Consider the following 18,372-nt stretch of genomic DNA (forward strand, 5'->3'; position numbering starts at 1 on the left):
AGCGGTTGTGTGTTGAGGAACGATGTTTGGAAAAACGAAAAATCCCAAATCTAAGTAGCAAAGCAGAAATCACGCTTACAGATAGATATGATGAAAATCCTTCAGCATAGTGGTCTTCTGCCTGTTGCTTGCTGACAAATCGCGCTAGTTATTACGACTAACTATATAATGAGCGATCGCTTGGAGAGGTACGGCTTTTTCTCCAAAGGATGCCAATTCTGTACAAGCCGACTCAACTAGTTGTTGTGCTTTAGAACGTGATTCCTCAATTCCCCACAGGCTGGGATAGGTGACTTTTTCGGCTGTTAAGTCTTTACCTGCGGTTTTACCTAGTTGCTCTTGGGTAGCAGTGATATCCAGAATATCATCAATAATTTGGAAAGCCAGGCCAATATTTTGAGAATAACGAGTTAATTTTTGGATATTTTCAGGTGATGCCCCGGCCAAAATTCCGCCACAAACGACACAAGCTTCTAACAGGGCAGCAGTTTTATGGTTATGAATAAAATTCAGAGTTTCCAGGGAAATATCTGACTTACCTTCTGAATCTAAATCTACCACTTGACCGCCAACCAAACCAGCCGCTCCCAGCGCCCTACCGAGACGAGCAATCACCTGCAAAACTTGGTCTCTAGGGACATTCTGGGGTGTTTGGGTGGCGACAAATTCAAAAGCTAAGGCTAATAAGCCATCCCCTGCCAAAATCGCAATATCTTCGCCGTAGACCTTGTGATTTGTCAATTTACCGCGACGATAGTCGTCATTATCCATTGCTGGCAAATCGTCATGAATCAGCGACATAGTGTGGATCATTTCCACAGCACAAGCTGTAGGCATGGCCATTTCGATTGTACCGCCGATCATTTCACAGGTAGCCAGACAAAGAATGGGACGGACGCGCTTACCACCTGCTAAGAGGGAGTAGCGCATTGCTTCGTAAATCTTTTCTGGGTAAACGACAGGAATTGCCAAATCTAGGGCAGTTTCACACAGCTTTTGTCGTTCTTTGAGATAAGCTACGAGGTTAAACCTGGCCGCTTCTGCTGTTTTTTGAAAGTTATCCGTTGCTACCATTCTTCAGATCCTAAAATTTTCGGTTGCTTGAGATATGTGTGATAATTTTACGGTGTGCTGGGGCAGAAACACTCATTGGTGATTCAATTTAGGATTTTAGATTTTGGATTTATTCCATAGTGGAAACTAGGGAAATTTACCAAAAAAATCTCAAATCGGCACAGTTAGTTAGGAATAATTATCACTCATTCATGGTTTGTCGCTCGTAAATAGCTAGATACTGTATTTTGCAATAACATAGCCACGGTCATCGGTCCAATGCCACCAGGGACTGGGGTGAGGTATTCTGCCACCTTAGCAGTTTCGGCAAAGTCTATATCACCGACTAAATGACTTTTGCCACTGCTATCAGTGACACGATTTATCCCCACATCTACCACAACAGCGCCCGGTTTCACCATATCAGCAGTGATTAGTCCGGGAAGGCCTGCTGCTGCAATGAGAATATCAGCATTTTGGGTGATAGTTTTTAAGTCTTGCGATCGCGAATGAGCGATAGTAACTGTAGCATTAGCCTCTAATAGCATCAAGGCCATGGGCTTACCTACCAAAATACTCCGTCCTACCACTACTGCCTGTTTTCCCTCCAGAGAAATTTGATATTCTTCCAGTAGTCGCATGACACCAGCGGGGGTACAACTGCGTAAACCTGCTTCTCCTCGCACCAGTCGTCCTAAGTTAACCGGGTGTAGTCCGTCTACGTCTTTGTCTGGTTCTATTTGATGTAAAAGAGCGATGCTATCTAAATGACCAGGTAAAGGTAACTGTACCAGAATTCCATCCACCTGTTCATCTTGGTTAAGTTGTGCTATTACCGCTTCTAGTTCTGTGAAGGTAATGTTGGAGGGAAAATCTTTACCAAAGGAGGTAATACCCAATTTCGCACAGGCTTTTTTTTTGTTGCGGACATAAGCTGCTGAGGCTGGATTATCACCAACCATTAGCACTGCTAAACCTGGGGGACGACCGATTTTGGGTTTTAATTCTGCAATAGTCGCAGCTAGTTCTTTGTAAATTTTTTCTGCTAATGCTTTACCATCGAGCAGTTTGGCAGTTTTTGTTTCCATGACAATTGCAGAGAGGATCGGCCTTTATTTTAAATCCTTAGCAGCCCTCAAGTGAAGGTAAAATATTTAAGCCATGTTGCTGTGTCTTTGCTTAACTACAGACTTATCGCCCCAAAAGTTCAATTTGTCAGCCCAACAGCCCGTTCTATGGCATAGGATAAATGGAACCTGGCGATAAGGTAAGCATAAATGGAAAAATTATTAAAATGGCTTGGTTTGAGGCAACAAGCAAAAATTGATTCTCTCAGGTTTTTTCATCTACTATTGGCTTTGATGTTAGTATCTGAACTTTATGGTTGTAGTAATTCCAGTAATTCTGGCAGTAACCTGATATTTAGCGCTAATGCCACTCCCATTGGAAAAATTAAACCCACATCAGACAATCAGGCTACTGTTTACATCCAAGGTAAGGTAGAGAAGGAAGCTCCCCTAATTAAGCAGAAAGCTTATCAAATTAATGACTCAACGGGCAAAATTTGGGTTGTCACTCATCAAAATAATCTAAAAATGGGACAACAGGTAATATTTAAAGGTAAGGTGCGATACCAAAGTATCCCTTTAGCTGACCAAGAATATGGGGAAGTTTACTTAGAAGAAGAATAATTATGAGTAATCAAGTAGCCCATGTAGCGATCGCTATTCTCTACCAAAACGGCAAATGTCTCATGCAATTGCGAGACAATATCCCCGGTATTAAATTTCCTGGCTCTTGGGGGCTGTTTGGCGGACATATCGAATCAGGTGAAACCCCAGAGATAGCCCTTGTGCGAGAAGTCATTGAAGAAATTGGTTATGAGTTACCTTGTTTTACAGAATTTGGTATCTATCGTGATGAAACAGTAATTCGCCATGTTTTTCAAGCCCCATTATTAGTGGGATTAGATCAATTAGTTCTACATGAAGGCTGGGATATGGGTTTATTGACACCAGAAGATATTCATCGGGGTAGTTGTTATTCATCCATAGCAGGTGAAGTGCGGCCATTTGGAGATATACACCAACGTATTATGCTGGATTTTATTAACAAAATTTCTCCCTCAAACAATTAATTAAATATCTGCGGCAATAGGGAGAGGCTAAGTTAATAAAACCATGGTATCACACAGGAAAGCAGTCATCTGATACCCCAATAAACTAATCAATGTCCTGGAGTAAAACTCATGGAAACAGTCAACAAACTACCGCGCTGGTTAAGTGTGGGATTAGCCTTTCCCGTTGCTATTCTTAACGGTTGGTTATTAATTCAAGTTGTCCAGTATTTTCAACCTTTAGTAAGTTTAGTTGCTAGTGCTATTTTACTAGCTTTTGTATTAGATTATCCGATTAAATTTTTCTATAAACGTGGCGTACCTCGCAACTTAGCAATTGTGGGAGTATTATTATTAGCTGTAGTTATTTTAGGGGCTGTAGGAGTTATCTTAGTGCCGCTAATTTTCGCACAGCTTAATGAATTAGTTAATATTTTTCCTGCTTGGATAGATTCTGGTAATCAACAATTAGCAGCTTTCCTTAATTGGGCAGCTACACAGCAATTACCTGTAAATGTAAGTGGTTTAGCTGCTCAATTATTAGAAAGAATTTCTAATCAATTTCAGTCTTTTACTGGCAAAATTCTAGGTTTTGCTTTTGATACTATTGGTGTTTTTGTTAATATTATTCTCTCCGTAGTATTAACTATTTATCTAATATTAAATGGTGAAAATTTGTGGAATGGAATTTATCAATGGTTTCCGTCCCATATTGCTACAAAAGTCAGGGAATTACTGCGTGAAGATTTCCAAAATTATTTTATCGGACAAGCTACATTAGGTGCTATTTTAGCGGTGACGGTGACATTAGCATTTGTGGCGCTGCGAGTTCCTTTAGCTTTGCTGTTTGGAATTGCTATTGGATTTTTCTCTCTTTTCCCTTTTGGGACAGGGATTGGTATTGGTATTGTTAGTTTGTTGGTAGCTTTAGAAAACTTTTGGGAAGGTGTAGAAGTTGCAGCTATAGCGGTGACAATTGACCAAATTAATTCTAATATTGTGGCACCAAGGATTTTAGGAAATTTGACAGGTTTAAATCCTGTTTGGGTAGTGATTTCTTTGTTGTTAGGTGCGAAGTTGGGCGGCGTTTTGGGTTTGTTGGTGGCTATTCCTATCGCTAGTTTTATTAAGGATATTGCTGATAGTTGGCGGGTGGGTGAGTTGAGGAAGGTTGAGGCATTAATTGAAACGCAGAGGGGCGCAGAGGTTAACGCGGAGGTTCGCTGAGGCTAATTTTTTCTATAGAGCATTTTTTCTGTTATTGCTGTTACCTAAGTAGGTGGGCGTTAAAAATTGTCGTTGGGGTAAGGCAGGGAGCAGGGGGCAGGGGGCAGGGTGCAGGGTGCAGGGGGAAAGAGGGTTTCAGCCCTATTTAGTTTTCTTCACATACCTTTAAATTTTTCTGTTTACCTACTTATAGCAGGTGACTCTTAACAGGTGAGAATCTGAAAAGTCTTTTGGTGTCCTCACCGCCCTGTCTATTGCTATAGTTAATTTATTTTGGTTATTTATGTTACTAAATCGAGAAAAAATCGAATTTTACTTAACAGACCTAGAAACAACTATTGGTAAAACAATTAATTTAACAATTGTAACTCTAGTCTTATTATCATCAGGAATTTTTGTGGCAGAAACCTATAATATTTCTGATGATGCTCACTTAGAGTTAAGAGCATTAGATACCTGCATATTAATAATTTTTGCTGTCGAATATTTACTACGTTTATGGAGTGCGGAAAAAAAAATAAAGTATATTTTTAGTTTTTATTCAATTATTGATCTAATAGCTATTTTACCCTCTTTTATAGGATTAGTAGATATTAGCTTTATTCGCCTGTTACGCTGGTTTAGGATTTTGCGATTAATTAGATTTATAGATACAAAATTTTTATTTGGGAGTATCAGTAGCGAAGATGGGGTAATTTTTGCGCGGATATTATTTACTTTATTTGCCATAGTTTTTGTTTATTCTGGCTTAATTTATCAAGTTGAACATTCAGTCAACCCACAAAATTTCGGCACTTTTTTAGATGCCTTTTATTTTTCAGTTGTGACGATGACAACTGTAGGCTTTGGTGATGTCATACCCGTTTCCGAATTAGGTCGTTTACTCACGGTTTTGATGATTCTCACAGGAGTAGCGCTGATTCCTTGGCAAGTGGGAGATTTAATTAAGCGGTTAGTAAAAACTGCCAATCAGGTAGAAACTATTTGTTCAGGTTGTAGTTTAGCTTTTCATGATGCAGATGCAGTTTTTTGTAGGAGGTGCGGAACTAAATTACCAAAAAATGACCAAAATAATGTTATGTAAAGACTCAGAATCCAGAAACAGTAAAGCTTGAAGTGATAAGTAGTCGTGCAAAATAAATTTTATAGTTAGGAGAGGTAACAGGTAACAGGTAAGGAATACAGACATTCTTGTTTTCAATCAATATGTACAATTAATTTTGCTTGAATACTTATCATGTCCGGTTGAATACTTATCATTTAGACTGACGCGGAGATTTTTAGTGTAAAAAAAAGGTGAGCTATTTAGCCCACCTCAGAAATTAAGAAAAACAAACTGTTGCTATTAACCCAACAATGCTTTTGCTTTAGCTAAAACATTATCAACAGTGAAGCCAAACTTCTCCATACAAATACCACCAGGAGCAGAAGCACCAAAGGTATCAATACTTACGGTGTCGCCTTCAAAACCGACATATTTGTGCCAACCGAAGCTACTAGCAGCTTCTACAGATAAACGCTTGGTAACAGATTTAGGAAGAACAGATTCTTTGTAAGCTGCATCTTGTGTATCAAATAAGGTAGAAGAAGGCATAGAAACAACACGAACTTTCTTACCTTCAGCAGTTAATTTTTCCGCTGCACTCACACAGAGGCTGACTTCTGAACCAGTACCAATCAAGATAATATCTGGTGTACCTTGGCAATCAACAATTGTATATCCACCCTTAGCGACACCTGCAATGGATGTACCTGCCAAGTTAGGAACATTTTGACGAGTGAACGCCAATAAAGTAGAAGCGTTTGCTTTAGACTTCTCAATTGCGACTTTGTAACCACCAGAGGTTTCATTTCCGTCAGCAGGACGAATTACAGTTAAATCAGGGATAGCCCGCAAAGAAGCCAGGGTTTCAATCGGTTGGTGAGTAGGACCATCTTCACCTTGGCCAATGGAGTCGTGAGTCATAACCCAAATTGAACCGGCTTCGGAAAGAGCAGCCAAACGAATCGCAGCCCGCATATAATCGGTAAAAATTAAGAAGGTTGCACCGTAAGGAATTAAACCTGAGTTATGCAACGCTATACCGTTACAGATTGCACCCATAGCGTGTTCACGCACACCAAAGTGAATGTTGCGGTTGCCGAAATGTCCTTTTTGGAAGTCCCCAGCACCTTTAAGTTCGGTAAGGTTGGAGTGGGTTAAGTCAGCAGAACCACCAATTAACTCAGGTAAAACCGCGCCTAGTTTGTTGAGGCAGTTTTCTGAATGTTTGCGAGTGGGTAATGCTTTGTCTTCGGCTGTGTAGGTAGGTAATACCTTATCCCAACCTTCTGGTAATTTGCCGCTAATGAAACGGTCAAATTCTGCCGCTTCTTGGGGGTATTTAGCTTTGTAACCCGCATAAACTTTGTTCCATTCGGATTCGTAACCAGCACCGCGTTCAACAGCCTTACGGGTATGGTTGAGAGCATCAGCGGGGATTTCAAATGGTGCGTAGTTCCAACCTAAGTTTGTCCGAGTCAATGCTGTTTCATCTGCACCCAAAGCTGCACCGTGAATACCTGCGGTATTAGCTTTGTTGGGAGAACCATAGCCGATGGTGGTTGTCACCTTAATCATGGTGGGTTTGTCGGTGACAGCTTTTGCGGCTTCGATTGCTTTGGCAATTCCTGCTAAATCGGTGTTACCATCTTTAACGTGCAGAACGTGCCAGCCATAAGCTTCAAACCGCTTGGAAACATCTTCGGTAAATGCCACATCTGTAGAACCATCAATGGAGATGTGGTTGTCGTCATAAAGAGCGATGAGTTTACCTAATCCCCAATGTCCTGCTATGGAAGCAGCTTCACCAGAGATCCCTTCCATGTTGCAACCATCACCAAGAATTACATAGGTATAGTGGTCAACAATTGTGGCATCAGGTTTGTTGAACTTAGCAGCCAGGTGTGCTTCTGCTACTGCTAAACCAACTGCATTGGCAATTCCTTGACCTAAAGGTCCGGTTGTGACTTCTACCCCGGCTGTGACAAAGTTTTCGGGGTGGCCTGGGGTCTTAGCACCCCATTGACGAAATTGCTTGATGTCGTCTATGGTAACGCTGTCGTAACCTGTTAGGTACAGCAAGGCGTACTGCAACATTGAACCATGACCAGCGGACAAGACAAAGCGATCGCGGTTGAACCACTGGGGATTTTTGGGGTTATAGCGCATGAAGCTATCCCAAAGGACAAAAGCCATTGGAGCCGCGCCCATTGGTAGTCCAGGATGTCCCGATTTGGATTTTTCTATGGCATCTACAGCCAAAAAACGAATTGAATTAATACAAAGTTCTTGGAGGGATTGGGTTGCAACAGCCATAATCTCTTGTTTTTAACTACGGGTTAACATTGTTTGTAGCTTTCTCTTGCTGGGGTCATTTTCAAGCGATCCCAGTATTCTCATCATCCCATTCTCCCTTGTCGATGGACAAGCGGGATCTTCTGAGTTTCGGGTGATCAATAAACCTAATAATTTGGTCAGGCCGAACTCTACGTTTAGCTAGAAATGATATTTGTGATATGTTCCCCAACTTCACTTTAGAAGAGCCGACCAAAAGCAAAATTACTTAAGTAACCGGCGTTGGAATAGATGCTATTTTTGGATATCTTATAGCAACAGACAGGCCGGTTAGGACACTAACTGATTATAAAACCTAGACACCAAAAGACTTTTCAGACTGTTAAGAGTCACTTCCTGTCACCTACTATATCAACAGACTATTAATCAAGACTGTTAATTTCCACCCAAAGTCTCAAAATCCAAACATGGTATTTAGAGGTATTTCTTAAAAGCTAGGGTGACATTATGACCACCAAATCCAAAAGAGTTGGACAGTGCTACTGCTACTGTTTGAGAGCGGCTAACATGAGGTACATAATCTAAGTCACATCCTTCGTCAGGATTTTCTAGATTGATGGTGGGCGGAATTTGGTCATTAGCGATCGCTAGGACTGTAGCCACTGCTTCAATTCCTCCTGAACCACCTAACAGATGTCCTGTCATTGACTTGGTGGAACTGATTGCTACCTGGTAGGCATAATCGCCCAAAGCCTTCTTTATTGCTGCTGTTTCTGTGACATCATTAGCGGTGGTGCTAGTCCCATGAGCATTGATGTAGCTTATCATTTCTGGTGTGAGTTTTGCGTCCTTGAGTGCCAGTTCTATCGCTCTGGCTGCACCTAAGCCTCCAGGGACTGGGGCTGTCATATGGTAAGCGTCACAGGTCATACCATAGCCGACCATTTCCGCATAAATACGAGCGCCCCGACTCAAGGCTTGTTCTAGTTCTTCGAGAATTAAAATTCCTGAACCTTCACCCATGACAAAGCCATCACGATCACAATCGAAGGGACGACTAGCATGAGCTGGATCATCATTGCGAGTCGAAAGCGCCTTGGCTGCGGCAAACCCCGCCACAGATAAGGGTGTAACTGCTGCTTCACATCCCCCGCAAATCATTGCTTGGGCATATCCGCCTTGAATCAGGCGAAAAGCATCCCCAATGGCGTTGGAACCTGCTGCACAGGCAGTTACAGAACAAGAATTTGGACCTTTAGCACCAGTATGAATTGCTGTTAACCCAGCTGCCATGTTGGCGATCATCATCGGGATCATGAACGGACTACAGCGATCTGGCCCGCGATTTAGGTAGATAGTTTGTTGATCTTCCAACACTTTAATCCCACCAACGCCTGAGCCAATCATGACACCTATATGCTCTGCGTTCAGGTCATTGATAACTAATTGCGCGTCTCCTACCGCCTGTTTAGCCGCTGCGATCGCAAATTGAGCAAACCGATCTGTCCGCTTGGCTTCTTTGCGTTCCATGTAGTCAAGTGGATTGAAGTTTTTTACTTCACCCGCAATGCGGCAATCATGCTTAGACGCATCAAAGGCAGTGATGTAGTCAATGCCATTACGTCCACTTAACAATCCTTCCCAATATTCAGATGGTGTGTTACCAATAGGTGTAATCGCGCCAACACCAGTTACAACAACGCGTTTACGTTTATAGTCTGTCATGATTCAGTTAAAGGTGGCGAAAAAGCAGCAGGCAGAACAATCAAGAGTGCTGAGTTCTAAGTTCTGAGTCAAGAGTTTACTATGAGTTTGATAATTTATACTCAATACTTTTTTTGGGAAAAGTCTAGAGGTTATATACTCAGCACTTAGCAACACTAGTTTAGATCAAGTCAGCAGCGCCGACGAAAGTTACCTTAAGTCAGGAAACTCTTGCACGGTGATATGAAAACTTAACGCACTAGCTCCTCAAGACTCAGTACTGTTTCAGGCAGAGGCAGCAACGTTACTGTTAATATAATCCACTACCTCTTGTACCGTTAAAATCTTCTCAGCAGCTTCGTCGGGAATTTCGATATCAAATTCTTCTTCTAAAGCCATCACTAATTCCACGATATCCAGGGAATCTGCGCCTAAGTCGTTGACAAAATTAGCGTTAGGTACGACTTTTTCACTATCAACGTCTAGTTGCTCGATGACGACTTTCTTTACCTTATCAAAAATATCTGCTTGGCTCATAGATATAAAGTCCTTAATCAGTTGCGATGATCTGCTCTTTACGAGAAATGTTTTTTGAGCATATATATCTTATCGGAAAGCGTGATCTTCCGTATACGCCTGAGGGTTTTTCATCAAAGAAAATCCTCGGTGCTGTTCCTCAACAGATTTGGGTACTTGGGCGTTGCATAATTGCGGGATGATTTGAGAATCTGCATCAATATATAATCACCGCGTCTGGAGTGTCAGCCTCAATTATCCCCTTATTCAGCAACGCCGGGTACTTGTAGTCCCCGTATTGGCTGAACAAAAACAACTATAGGACTAGTATTGGATTTTTGATAGCTTGCGTGGTGTAGCCAGACAAATTCCGTACACGAAAAGCTTTTATCGGTATGGCTTTAGCACTGCTAAACCCCTGGATAAATCAAATCGGACTGCTATAGTGCCACTGTACAGAACTAAAAATTAAAACTTAAAAAAGCAGATTAAACCAGCTTTTCAGGGATTTTTGATGGTTTGCTGACGGCTGCTGTTGTGTACTAGCGATGCTGACAATGCGATGAAAGTGACTGGGGGCTAAAGAAAGTTTATGATGAGGGGGCTTGCAGCCGTAGGGCTTTCAGTGATGATTTTTGTAATTATTTAGAGCGATCGCTTAAACTCAAACATAATTCTATGCTATCTCAAACGCTAAAATACGCTTACTATCCCGGTTGTGTTGCTCAAGGTGCTTGTCGGGAACTATATTTATCAACGCAAGCACTCACCCAAAAACTGGGTATTGAACTAATTGAATTAAAAAAAGCTTCCTGCTGCGGTTCGGGTACGTTTAAAGAAGATTCCCAATTGTTGGAAGATACAGTTAATGCCAGAAATATCGCTTTAGCAGAAGAATTAAATCTCCCTCTTTTGACTCATTGCAGCACTTGCCAAGGTGTGATTGGTCATGTTGATGAACGTTTGAAAGAATGTCAGTCTACTAACCGCACTTATTTAAATCAAGTTAATGGATTGTTACAAAAAGAAGGCTGTTCACCTTATCGCGGCAGTACCGAAGTTAAACATCTACTTTATGCCTTAGTTACAGATTACGGTTTAGAGGAAATTACCAACCGTGTCACCCGCAAATTATCTGGGTTAAAATGTGCAGCTTTTTATGGCTGTTATCTCCTCCGCGCTCAAAAATCTATGCCCTATGATGACCCATTTCAACCAGAAGCGATGGAAAATATGTTTCGGGCTGTAGGTGCAACACCTGTATATTATCGTGGACGTACTCAATGTTGCGGTTGGCCTTTATCTAGTTATGCTACGAATGAATCTTTTAAAATGGCAGGAATGCACATTCAAGAAGCTTTAGAAAATGGTGCTGATTGTATTGTTACCCCTTGTCCTTTGTGTCATCTGAATTTAGATTCTCGTCAACCAGAAGTAGAAAAGGTAATTGGGAAAAAATTAGGTTTACCGATTTTACATTTACCGCAATTAATTGCTTTAGCTTTAGGAGTTAGTCCGCAAGAATTGGGTTTGGAAAGACATATTGTTTCCACAAAACCAGTTTTAGAAAAATTGGGATTTTAATAACCCAAGTTGCTAGTTATTTAGTTGAGGCAGGGAAAAAGGTAATTGGTGATCAAATCCCTGACTTCATCCTATTCATCCTTAAATCCTGGAAATCCTGATTCAGACAGTTTTATTTACAGCACTGTAGGTTGGATTAAATAAAATGGAACCTAACAAATATAGCAATTACCATTCAAGTGAGGTACAAGCTGTAATAATTAAACGCAGATGGACGCAGATAAACGCAGATGATTTTGTACTTCACTAAACTAGGAAACGCTATAAATATCAATAACAGCAATAATGTTAATGTTTAGAAATATGATGTTGGGTTGCGTTCCTTAACCCAACCTACAATACAGTTCCATTTATCACTCTACCGTTCTAACCAATGTACCGCCAACCGCATAGACGGCATTAAACCCGATTCTTTCTGTCCAAAGTGCTGCGTCTGCTTGTTTGGTTCGTAGCCGCAGACTTGTTGTCAGTAAATCATCACCTATTTCATATTCGCCAGTCTCAACATTGATTGAGATAATTTTGCCAATATTTTCTGGCGTTTCTACCAGAGAACGAATGCTATTTTCATAGAGTTCTTTGCCACGTTGGGTAATTTCGTCGTCGCTAAGTTTGGGCTTGGACATACAGCGAATATCCTCTCTCTTCAAATTCCGTAAGCTTCCATCCCGATTGTAAAACAGAAGGTAGTTTATTCATCAGTTTCAGCATCATGAAAGCGTTACGGAAGCCGCCAATTCGTGAACGCACTTGTTGCAACAAAAATAAGGTGCTGTATCTTTCTCTAACGCACCCTACAAGACTCAGCAATCTTGCTATGAAACAAATTTAAAGGGTGATTAGTCCTATGAAGTCTCTTCTAAGTCAATTCTATACACATTTATTTTCAGATGATTATAATGCTGACTTTCCCGATGCACTTTTCAAAGCGTGAATATGTGAGTAGTACGTTGATATGAGGGAAATAAAAATGCCAGAAAAATCGCAAGAATCACAAGAATCAAATTTACGAAAATTTATCCACAATCTTGCAGAACGTGCAAAAGTGCTTAAAGGATTGGCTACTAAATCGCCGGGTTTACAGACTGGGTATAACCTGCTATGTGATACACTGGATAATCTGAATGAAGAATTGAAAGATGAATATGAAGGTTCAATTGCACCTAGTTGGAAAAAGTTTGAGAAATAATTAGCAAAATATTTGAATATCCTAGCATTTGTAAATTCCTTTAGTTCATAATCTGAAGAGATGTTTCCAAAGAACTTTCAGAAATCATCTAGAGGAATTTTTATTCACGTTGAATATCTCTAATAAGCGCGTCTATACAGTTATTTAACTCTCTAAATTCTTCTTTCGTTAAGTCTGGATGTTTATCAACCTCTTGCTTAATTTGAATTTGGAGAAATTCCATTACTTCTATGTATGGTAAAGGTTTGTTAATATGATAAGTTATTTTTCTCCTTCTGGGTGTAATATTTTTAGATGTTTCAAGACTTTCTATTAAAAGTCCGATATATTTTTTTATCTCAGCACGAAAATCATCCAAACTTATATTGTTAATATCAGAATTTAAATCAGAAAATTTTACTGCCTGAAGAAGAGATTCCTGCTTAGTTTTTAACCACTTTGCAGCTTTTTGGGAATTATGAAACCGTAGCTGAAATTCATGTATATCATTTTCCATTCCCTCCAGAATATTAGTAAGTTCAGAAGAAGAAACGTAACCATTACTATTATTACTTGATTCTACTAAATATTTAATTTTATTTCTAATCTTCTCTAACTCTGCTGTTGTGTTTTCAAGTTCTTTTTGAATTTTATTTTGAGGTGCAAAGAGTTTGTCTTTGAACATAGCTAAAACAGAAATAACCATTAGGACTATCCCAACCACTACCAAGATTAGCTTAAATTGAGAAGATATAATCCAGCTATTGTTTCTTAGTACTAGTTTTTCTGTAGCACCAAGAACAAGAAGAAAAGAGCCGAGACCTAGTGTGATAAATTGATAATTCTCGAATAGCTTTATTAAAAACTCAGGAGTAATATTCGGAATCATATTCATTGTCGATGGTAAATGCTTTTAAGTAGTCTAACTTATTTGCTTTTCAATATACCACAGAAGATTATATAACCAACCCAATCCTTACAAATGTTACAGATAACCGTAAGCTAAACATTGCTATGCAGTGGTGCTACTCATGACTACTAAAGTTGCTAGTTAGGAGGCTGGAGACATGATTCAAAAATCCCTAACCCCTAAACCCTTCAATCACCTATCTCCACAACTAGCAACTTTATTGAGGGCTTGCTGAAAAAGTTTATAACTGTTGAGTTTACTTTTTCCCTAATTGACGTTGCAATTGTTTCAAAGATTGATATAAATCTGGCAAGCGACTATAAACAGCAGATACTTTAAGATATAGTTTATGTGGCATTGCTGGAGAGCCAGAAACAATCTCTCCCGGTGCGATATTATTGTGAATGCCGGCTTGAGCAGATGCGATCGCACCATCTCCCATTCTGACTTTATTGGTAATCCCTACTTGTCCGGCTAAAATTACCCGATTTCCAATCTTCGCTCCTCCAGCCATACCTACTTGACCTGCGATCGCACAACCAGCACCAATTTCACATCCATGTCCTATCTGCACTAAGTTGTCAATTTTGGTATTACGTCCGACTCTGGTTTCTCCAACTGCGGGACGATCAATTGCAGAGTTACAACCGACTTCTACACCATCTTCTAAAACTGTATAGCCTGATTGTTCCATTTTTAACCAACCTGTGCGAGTGGGAACAAAGCCAAAACCCTCTGCACCGATGACAGCACCGCTATGAATGACGCAATCTGCACCGATGATGGTACGTTCATGAATGGTACAATTCGCGTGTAAGGTGGTGCGATCGCCTATTTTTGCATCTGGATAAACTACGACATTGGGATGGATGATTGCACCATTACCAATTTCTACCCCTGATTCAATCACAACATGAGCGCCAATATAGACATCATTACCGACTTTAGCTGTGGGGTGAATGACTGCACTAGGGTGAATATCTGGACTTGGGCGATATGGTTGATAAAAAAGAGCGATCGCTTGAGCAAATAACAAACGTGGTTCTGGGGTTGCTATCCATGCAATACCCCTTTCTGTTGCTTGCGTCTGCAATTGTTGATCTACAGGTAAAATTAAAGCACTAGCGTCCGTAGAATTGACTAAAGAGGCGAATTTCGCACCTTCTATATAGCTAAGATTACCGCTTATAGCTTCATCTATGGCTGCAACTGCTGTAATTTCAGGGTTAGCAGTAAGATTGTGAGCTTTAATAGTGTCGTTTAATTTACTAACAATGTCGCTGAATAGCATGGTTTAATCTTCAGAATTTATCAAAAATGCTGAGTCCAAAGTATCAGAATTTCGGCTTTCCTACCATGCACCTTCACTTTAAGATAAATTCTCCAACCTCTGATTGACGTCTGGGGGCGCTATCAAAAGCGCGGGCGATCGCATTCCAGGCTAATTTCCGGTTGTAGTCGGCATCTAAAGGCAGAGGTCTTAATGAAAATGGTAATGGGAGAAGTTTACCAGAGGAGTTGTCTTCTGCCAACCAAGTATAGCGATCGCTGAGTCCCCAAGTCAAAACACCAATTACCGCTGGTTCTTGCAATGCAGCCGTCAGATATTCCTCATAAGCAGCAGCTACAATGCGATCGCGTTTTTTGATATCTTCAGGTAAGTTTTTATCTAAAACATCCAATTCCGTAATTATTATTTTCAAACCTAGTGCAGCTACTTCGCGCAAGAAAGACCTGAATTTTTGGGGGTTAAAAAAGGTAGAATCTCCTTTTAAGTGAGCTTGTATACCTAAAGCGTGTATCGGCGTACCTTTCGACTTTAAACCTTCCAGTAGTCTCAAAACAGCAAGTCTCTTAGCGTCATCATCCCTGGAATCGTAATCTAAACCATACTCGTTATATACCAACAAAGCTTGAGGATCAGCCTTTGCTGCCATCTGAAAAGCAATATTGATGTAATCTGGACCCATAAGTTGCAGCCAGCGTGTATTACGCAAACCGTCAGTGCGGCCATCATTGATATGAATTGCCTCGTTGACGACATCCCACGAATGTATTTGTCCAGCATAACGCCCAACCACTGTTTGGATGTGTTGCTGCAAAATTTGTACAACATTACCACTATTTACATCTTGCCAAAACCATTTTGGTAAAGATTGCTCCCAAACTAAAGTATGTCCTCGTAACAACATACCGTGAGCTTGTGCAAACTTAGCTAAACTATCAGCATAAGTAAATTTAAAACTAGAGGCATTAGGGCGTAAACTAGTCCATTTTAGATCCCATTCCGGTACTAATATGGCACATTCTTCCACAAAATTAGCTATAAACTGTTTGTCAGATGACAGAGAATTAATTCTAACTGCTGCTCCATAAAATAATCCTTTAGCTGCTGCGCGTTCTTTTAATGAAGTTGTACCAATTACTGTGAATTTTCTATTTGGATTGTCGAGTGCTTCGATTTTTTTGCTCAAACATTTGGCTCGACCTAATGCTAAAGTTCCTATACCGAATAAACTCCCTAGTCCTAATTTTAAAATGTGTCGGCGCTTAAACATATATTTTCTATTCATTGTCCATATTATTTATTTAATTAGGACTTACGCAAGTGTCACACTAAAAATCTGTTGTAGGGTGCTTTACTACTGCATAAATCCTGCAAATAAACAGATTGTTGATATCTGACGCACCCTACCAATGTGCCAGTTGCGTAAATCCTGTTAATATTCAAGTTAATTATTTGATGTGATTATTAAATACCTCGGCTACACGATCCGCCATCGATTGCCAAGAATATTTACTTTGAATTAAGGAATAAGCATTCTCTACTAAAGGCTGATAATTTTGTAAATTAGTGACAGCTTCTTTGACAGTGTTAGCAAATTCTTCAACAGCGTAACCCGTAACTAAAAGATGTTCCTGGTGGCGAAATTCCTCTAAACCCCTAAGTCCTTCCCATGTAGAAATAACTAATTTTTTTACAGCTAAATAATCTAGTGCTTTATTCCGCGCCCCACCAGCAACAGCAGTTTCAGGAAATGGCAATAAGCAAATATCAGTATGGACTAAATGAGCAATAAAATCACTACGACTTGGCAAAAAGCCAATAAATGTAATATTTTTAGGTAAAGATGAAATTAAGTCCTCTGCATTTCTGCCAATGACAACAAAGTGAATATCTTCAACTTGATATTGTAAATATTTAGCAATTTGTATAGTCATATCAACTGACATATCATTAGTAGGAAATTGATATGTTTTAGGAGCAATCACTACAGCAATTTTAGCCGGACGTAAATGTTCATAAGGATCAGGTGTAGAAATAAAAGGAGCTTGCAATAAATCTTCAGAAACTCCATTACCCACACTATAAATATTATGATTTAATCGAGTGGGATACCATTGAGGAATCATTTTCACAGTGGCAGCACTGGCAGCAATGATAGAACAATTAGCAAATAATAATACTCCTTGGGCAAGATAAGTTTTAATAAATTGTTTAAATTCCTGCAATTTATTAGTAGTAGTTGCCAACCGAGTCCAATATTCAAAAGCAGAAAGAGTATGAAAATCAAACACCAGTTGGCATTTTTTATATCTACTGAGGGTGACAGCAATTAAAGCTGCTATTCCTGGTAAAGTTTCTTGGGCATAGATAATATCAGGACTAAATTCTGTAATGTATTCTTGAATTTTGTGGACATAAGCTGATAAACTTCTTGAACCAACAGATGTAGATTTAGCATAATCAACACTGGCACAATTTAAACCCAATTGACATAAATCAAACTGTTTAGCTAGATATTGTCCAAGATAAAAAGGTCGAGTAAATGCACCGAATGGTTGGTCAGAATCGAGAGTAGAAACTATTAGTAATCGCATATTCAAGTAGTTTAATGTGAAAGATTATTGTGATCAATTTCCCTGAAATTCTTATTTCTCTGTGAACTCTGCGTCTCTGTGGTTAGTTATTCTTAATTAATTTTTAACTGCTTAGTCAAAAATTCTTGTAAGAAGAGTTTGAGAATAAACCAAGGTTCAACTAGATAGCGTTTCCAAAGTCTTTTTGGTTCACTCAACAAACGGTATAGCCATTCAAAACCCAAACGCCCCATCCAGCGAGGAGGAGTAGGTATTGCACCGGCCACATAATCTATACAAGCACCACTGGGAAGGATGACGTTCGCACAAATCTGTTCTAGATTATCGAGAATCCAGTTTTCTTGTCGAGGCATACCCATACCTACCATTAATATGTGCGGTTGGTAAGCTGTAATTTGTGACAAAATTTCCTGGTTTTCTGGACTCTCAGAATTAGAGTCAATGTAACCATGATTGGTTTTAATCTCTAAACCTGGAAATTTATCACGTAGGATATTAGCACCAGTTTCTGCTACTCCTGGTTTTGAGCCTAAGTAAAAAATCCGCCACTTTTGTTGATGAGCTTCTGTCATTAGCGTCCATACCCAGTCTGCATAGGTAACTCTATGTTCTCGTTGCAAAGGTAGTCCTAAACGCTGTCCTAGTAATACCAAGGCCATACCATCTATATGTGTGTAATCTGCTTTGGCATAAAAAGTCTGCATTTTTTTTTGGTGATGATATAGATACAGACTGTGTAAATTGTGGTTAGCAATTATCCATTTTTGATTTTGTTTTACAGCTGCCCCAATAAGCAAATTAAGTTCATTAATAGTCAATGCTTGGGCGTGAATACCTAAAAAATTATAGAAAGTTTTATCCATTAATTTTTCTCC

The 18,372-nt window shown here is 39.8% G+C and carries 17 protein-coding genes; 6 read left to right on the plus strand and 11 right to left on the minus strand.

Going from position 1 to position 18,372, the window contains the following annotated elements; genetic code table 11:
* Positions 1–144: 144 nt before the first annotated feature.
* Both crtE and folD read right to left on the minus strand, forming a co-directional pair.
* Complete coding sequence (gene crtE, locus ANA7108_RS0121555; protein ID WP_016952905.1) at positions 145–1,074, minus strand: geranylgeranyl diphosphate synthase CrtE; 930 nt, start codon at positions 1,072–1,074, stop codon at positions 145–147.
* A gap of 185 nt (positions 1,075–1,259) precedes the next feature.
* Positions 1,260–2,141 (minus strand): bifunctional methylenetetrahydrofolate dehydrogenase/methenyltetrahydrofolate cyclohydrolase FolD, encoded by an 882-nt coding sequence (gene folD, locus ANA7108_RS0121560; protein ID WP_016952906.1) that lies wholly within the window; start codon positions 2,139–2,141, stop codon positions 1,260–1,262.
* A 189-nt stretch (positions 2,142–2,330) separates the two neighbouring features.
* On the opposite strand from folD, the gene ANA7108_RS0121565 reads away from it, so the two are divergent.
* From ANA7108_RS0121565 to ANA7108_RS0121580, 4 genes are all read left to right on the plus strand, one after another.
* A complete protein-coding gene (locus ANA7108_RS0121565) occupies positions 2,331–2,744 on the plus strand; it encodes a hypothetical protein (RefSeq protein ID WP_016952907.1) in 414 nt (137 codons plus the stop codon).
* A 2-nt stretch (positions 2,745–2,746) separates the two neighbouring features.
* On the plus strand, positions 2,747–3,190 hold the full coding sequence (locus ANA7108_RS0121570) for an NUDIX hydrolase (protein ID WP_016952908.1): 444 nt from the start codon (positions 2,747–2,749) through the stop codon (positions 3,188–3,190).
* Positions 3,191–3,301: 111 nt separating this feature from the next.
* Positions 3,302–4,396 carry an AI-2E family transporter gene (locus ANA7108_RS0121575; RefSeq protein ID WP_016952909.1) on the plus strand — a complete coding sequence of 365 codons (1,095 nt, stop codon included), beginning with the start codon at positions 3,302–3,304 and terminating at the stop codon, positions 4,394–4,396.
* 283 nt (positions 4,397–4,679) lie between these two features.
* Positions 4,680–5,480, plus strand: a complete 801-nt coding sequence (locus ANA7108_RS0121580) for an ion transporter (protein ID WP_016952910.1) — start codon at positions 4,680–4,682, stop codon at positions 5,478–5,480.
* A 261-nt stretch (positions 5,481–5,741) separates the two neighbouring features.
* Here ANA7108_RS0121580 and tkt read toward each other — a convergent pair whose 3' ends face one another.
* The 3 genes from tkt to acpP all read right to left on the minus strand — a co-directional run bounded on the left by tkt (position 5,742) and on the right by acpP (position 9,974).
* Positions 5,742–7,754, minus strand: coding sequence for a transketolase (gene tkt / locus ANA7108_RS0121585; protein WP_016952911.1), 2,013 nt, complete (start codon positions 7,752–7,754; stop codon positions 5,742–5,744).
* Between the two features lie 453 nt (positions 7,755–8,207).
* The gene (fabF, locus tag ANA7108_RS0121590; protein WP_016952912.1) at positions 8,208–9,458 is read right to left on the minus strand and encodes a beta-ketoacyl-ACP synthase II; all 1,251 of its coding nucleotides are present in this window, start codon (positions 9,456–9,458) and stop codon (positions 8,208–8,210) included.
* A 264-nt stretch (positions 9,459–9,722) separates the two neighbouring features.
* Positions 9,723–9,974, minus strand: a complete 252-nt coding sequence (gene acpP / locus ANA7108_RS0121595; protein WP_016952913.1) for an acyl carrier protein — start codon at positions 9,972–9,974, stop codon at positions 9,723–9,725.
* 657 nt (positions 9,975–10,631) lie between these two features.
* Here acpP and ANA7108_RS0121600 point away from each other — a divergent pair.
* On the plus strand, positions 10,632–11,537 hold the full coding sequence (locus ANA7108_RS0121600) for a CoB--CoM heterodisulfide reductase iron-sulfur subunit B family protein (RefSeq protein WP_016952914.1): 906 nt from the start codon (positions 10,632–10,634) through the stop codon (positions 11,535–11,537).
* A 353-nt stretch (positions 11,538–11,890) separates the two neighbouring features.
* Here the strand turns inward: ANA7108_RS0121600 and ANA7108_RS0121605 are convergent, their stop codons facing one another.
* Positions 11,891–12,163: a hypothetical protein gene (locus ANA7108_RS0121605; RefSeq protein WP_016952915.1), complete on the minus strand. Its 273-nt coding sequence runs from the start codon at positions 12,161–12,163 to the stop codon at positions 11,891–11,893.
* A 344-nt stretch (positions 12,164–12,507) separates the two neighbouring features.
* On the opposite strand from ANA7108_RS0121605, the gene ANA7108_RS0121610 reads away from it, so the two are divergent.
* Entirely contained in the window at positions 12,508–12,726 is a 219-nt protein-coding gene (locus ANA7108_RS0121610; RefSeq protein WP_016952916.1) for a hypothetical protein, read from the plus strand.
* Positions 12,727–12,826: 100 nt separating this feature from the next.
* Here ANA7108_RS0121610 and ANA7108_RS0121615 read toward each other — a convergent pair whose 3' ends face one another.
* The 5 genes from ANA7108_RS0121615 to ANA7108_RS0121635 form a co-directional block, all read right to left on the minus strand.
* Positions 12,827–13,594 (minus strand): hypothetical protein, encoded by a 768-nt coding sequence (locus ANA7108_RS0121615; RefSeq protein WP_144052412.1) that lies wholly within the window; start codon positions 13,592–13,594, stop codon positions 12,827–12,829.
* A gap of 277 nt (positions 13,595–13,871) precedes the next feature.
* The gene (lpxD, locus tag ANA7108_RS0121620; RefSeq protein ID WP_016952918.1) at positions 13,872–14,906 is read right to left on the minus strand and encodes a UDP-3-O-(3-hydroxymyristoyl)glucosamine N-acyltransferase; all 1,035 of its coding nucleotides are present in this window, start codon (positions 14,904–14,906) and stop codon (positions 13,872–13,874) included.
* 73 nt (positions 14,907–14,979) lie between these two features.
* A complete protein-coding gene (locus ANA7108_RS0121625; protein WP_016952919.1) occupies positions 14,980–16,173 on the minus strand; it encodes an endo-1,4-beta-xylanase in 1,194 nt (397 codons plus the stop codon).
* Between the two features lie 178 nt (positions 16,174–16,351).
* A complete protein-coding gene (locus tag ANA7108_RS0121630; RefSeq protein ID WP_016952920.1) occupies positions 16,352–17,497 on the minus strand; it encodes a glycosyltransferase in 1,146 nt (381 codons plus the stop codon).
* A gap of 92 nt (positions 17,498–17,589) precedes the next feature.
* Positions 17,590–18,360 (minus strand): WecB/TagA/CpsF family glycosyltransferase, encoded by a 771-nt coding sequence (locus ANA7108_RS0121635; protein WP_016952921.1) that lies wholly within the window; start codon positions 18,358–18,360, stop codon positions 17,590–17,592.
* Between the last annotated feature and the right edge of the window lie 12 nt (positions 18,361–18,372).

The sequence above is a fragment of the Anabaena sp. PCC 7108 genome, from assembly GCF_000332135.1.
In the GTDB taxonomy this organism is placed as follows: domain Bacteria; phylum Cyanobacteriota; class Cyanobacteriia; order Cyanobacteriales; family Nostocaceae; genus Anabaena.

Coding starts and splice junctions, on each gene's coding strand:
- lpxD (WP_016952918.1), bottom strand. CDS start 14,906: ATGCTATTCAGCGACATTGTTAGTAAATTAAACGACACTATTAAAGCT.
- ANA7108_RS0121570 (WP_016952908.1), top strand. CDS start 2,747: ATGAGTAATCAAGTAGCCCATGTAGCGATCGCTATTCTCTACCAAAAC.
- ANA7108_RS0121575 (WP_016952909.1), top strand. CDS start 3,302: ATGGAAACAGTCAACAAACTACCGCGCTGGTTAAGTGTGGGATTAGCC.
- ANA7108_RS0121580 (WP_016952910.1), top strand. CDS start 4,680: ATGTTACTAAATCGAGAAAAAATCGAATTTTACTTAACAGACCTAGAA.
- ANA7108_RS0121630 (WP_016952920.1), bottom strand. CDS start 17,497: ATGCGATTACTAATAGTTTCTACTCTCGATTCTGACCAACCATTCGGT.
- folD (WP_016952906.1), bottom strand. CDS start 2,141: ATGGAAACAAAAACTGCCAAACTGCTCGATGGTAAAGCATTAGCAGAA.
- ANA7108_RS0121615 (WP_144052412.1), bottom strand. CDS start 13,594: ATGATTCCGAATATTACTCCTGAGTTTTTAATAAAGCTATTCGAGAAT.
- ANA7108_RS0121605 (WP_016952915.1), bottom strand. CDS start 12,163: ATGTCCAAGCCCAAACTTAGCGACGACGAAATTACCCAACGTGGCAAA.
- fabF (WP_016952912.1), bottom strand. CDS start 9,458: ATGACAGACTATAAACGTAAACGCGTTGTTGTAACTGGTGTTGGCGCG.
- ANA7108_RS0121565 (WP_016952907.1), top strand. CDS start 2,331: ATGGAAAAATTATTAAAATGGCTTGGTTTGAGGCAACAAGCAAAAATT.
- tkt (WP_016952911.1), bottom strand. CDS start 7,754: ATGGCTGTTGCAACCCAATCCCTCCAAGAACTTTGTATTAATTCAATT.
- ANA7108_RS0121600 (WP_016952914.1), top strand. CDS start 10,632: ATGCTATCTCAAACGCTAAAATACGCTTACTATCCCGGTTGTGTTGCT.
- ANA7108_RS0121610 (WP_016952916.1), top strand. CDS start 12,508: ATGCCAGAAAAATCGCAAGAATCACAAGAATCAAATTTACGAAAATTT.
- ANA7108_RS0121635 (WP_016952921.1), bottom strand. CDS start 18,360: ATGGATAAAACTTTCTATAATTTTTTAGGTATTCACGCCCAAGCATTG.
- acpP (WP_016952913.1), bottom strand. CDS start 9,974: ATGAGCCAAGCAGATATTTTTGATAAGGTAAAGAAAGTCGTCATCGAG.
- crtE (WP_016952905.1), bottom strand. CDS start 1,074: ATGGTAGCAACGGATAACTTTCAAAAAACAGCAGAAGCGGCCAGGTTT.
- ANA7108_RS0121625 (WP_016952919.1), bottom strand. CDS start 16,173: ATGTTTAAGCGCCGACACATTTTAAAATTAGGACTAGGGAGTTTATTC.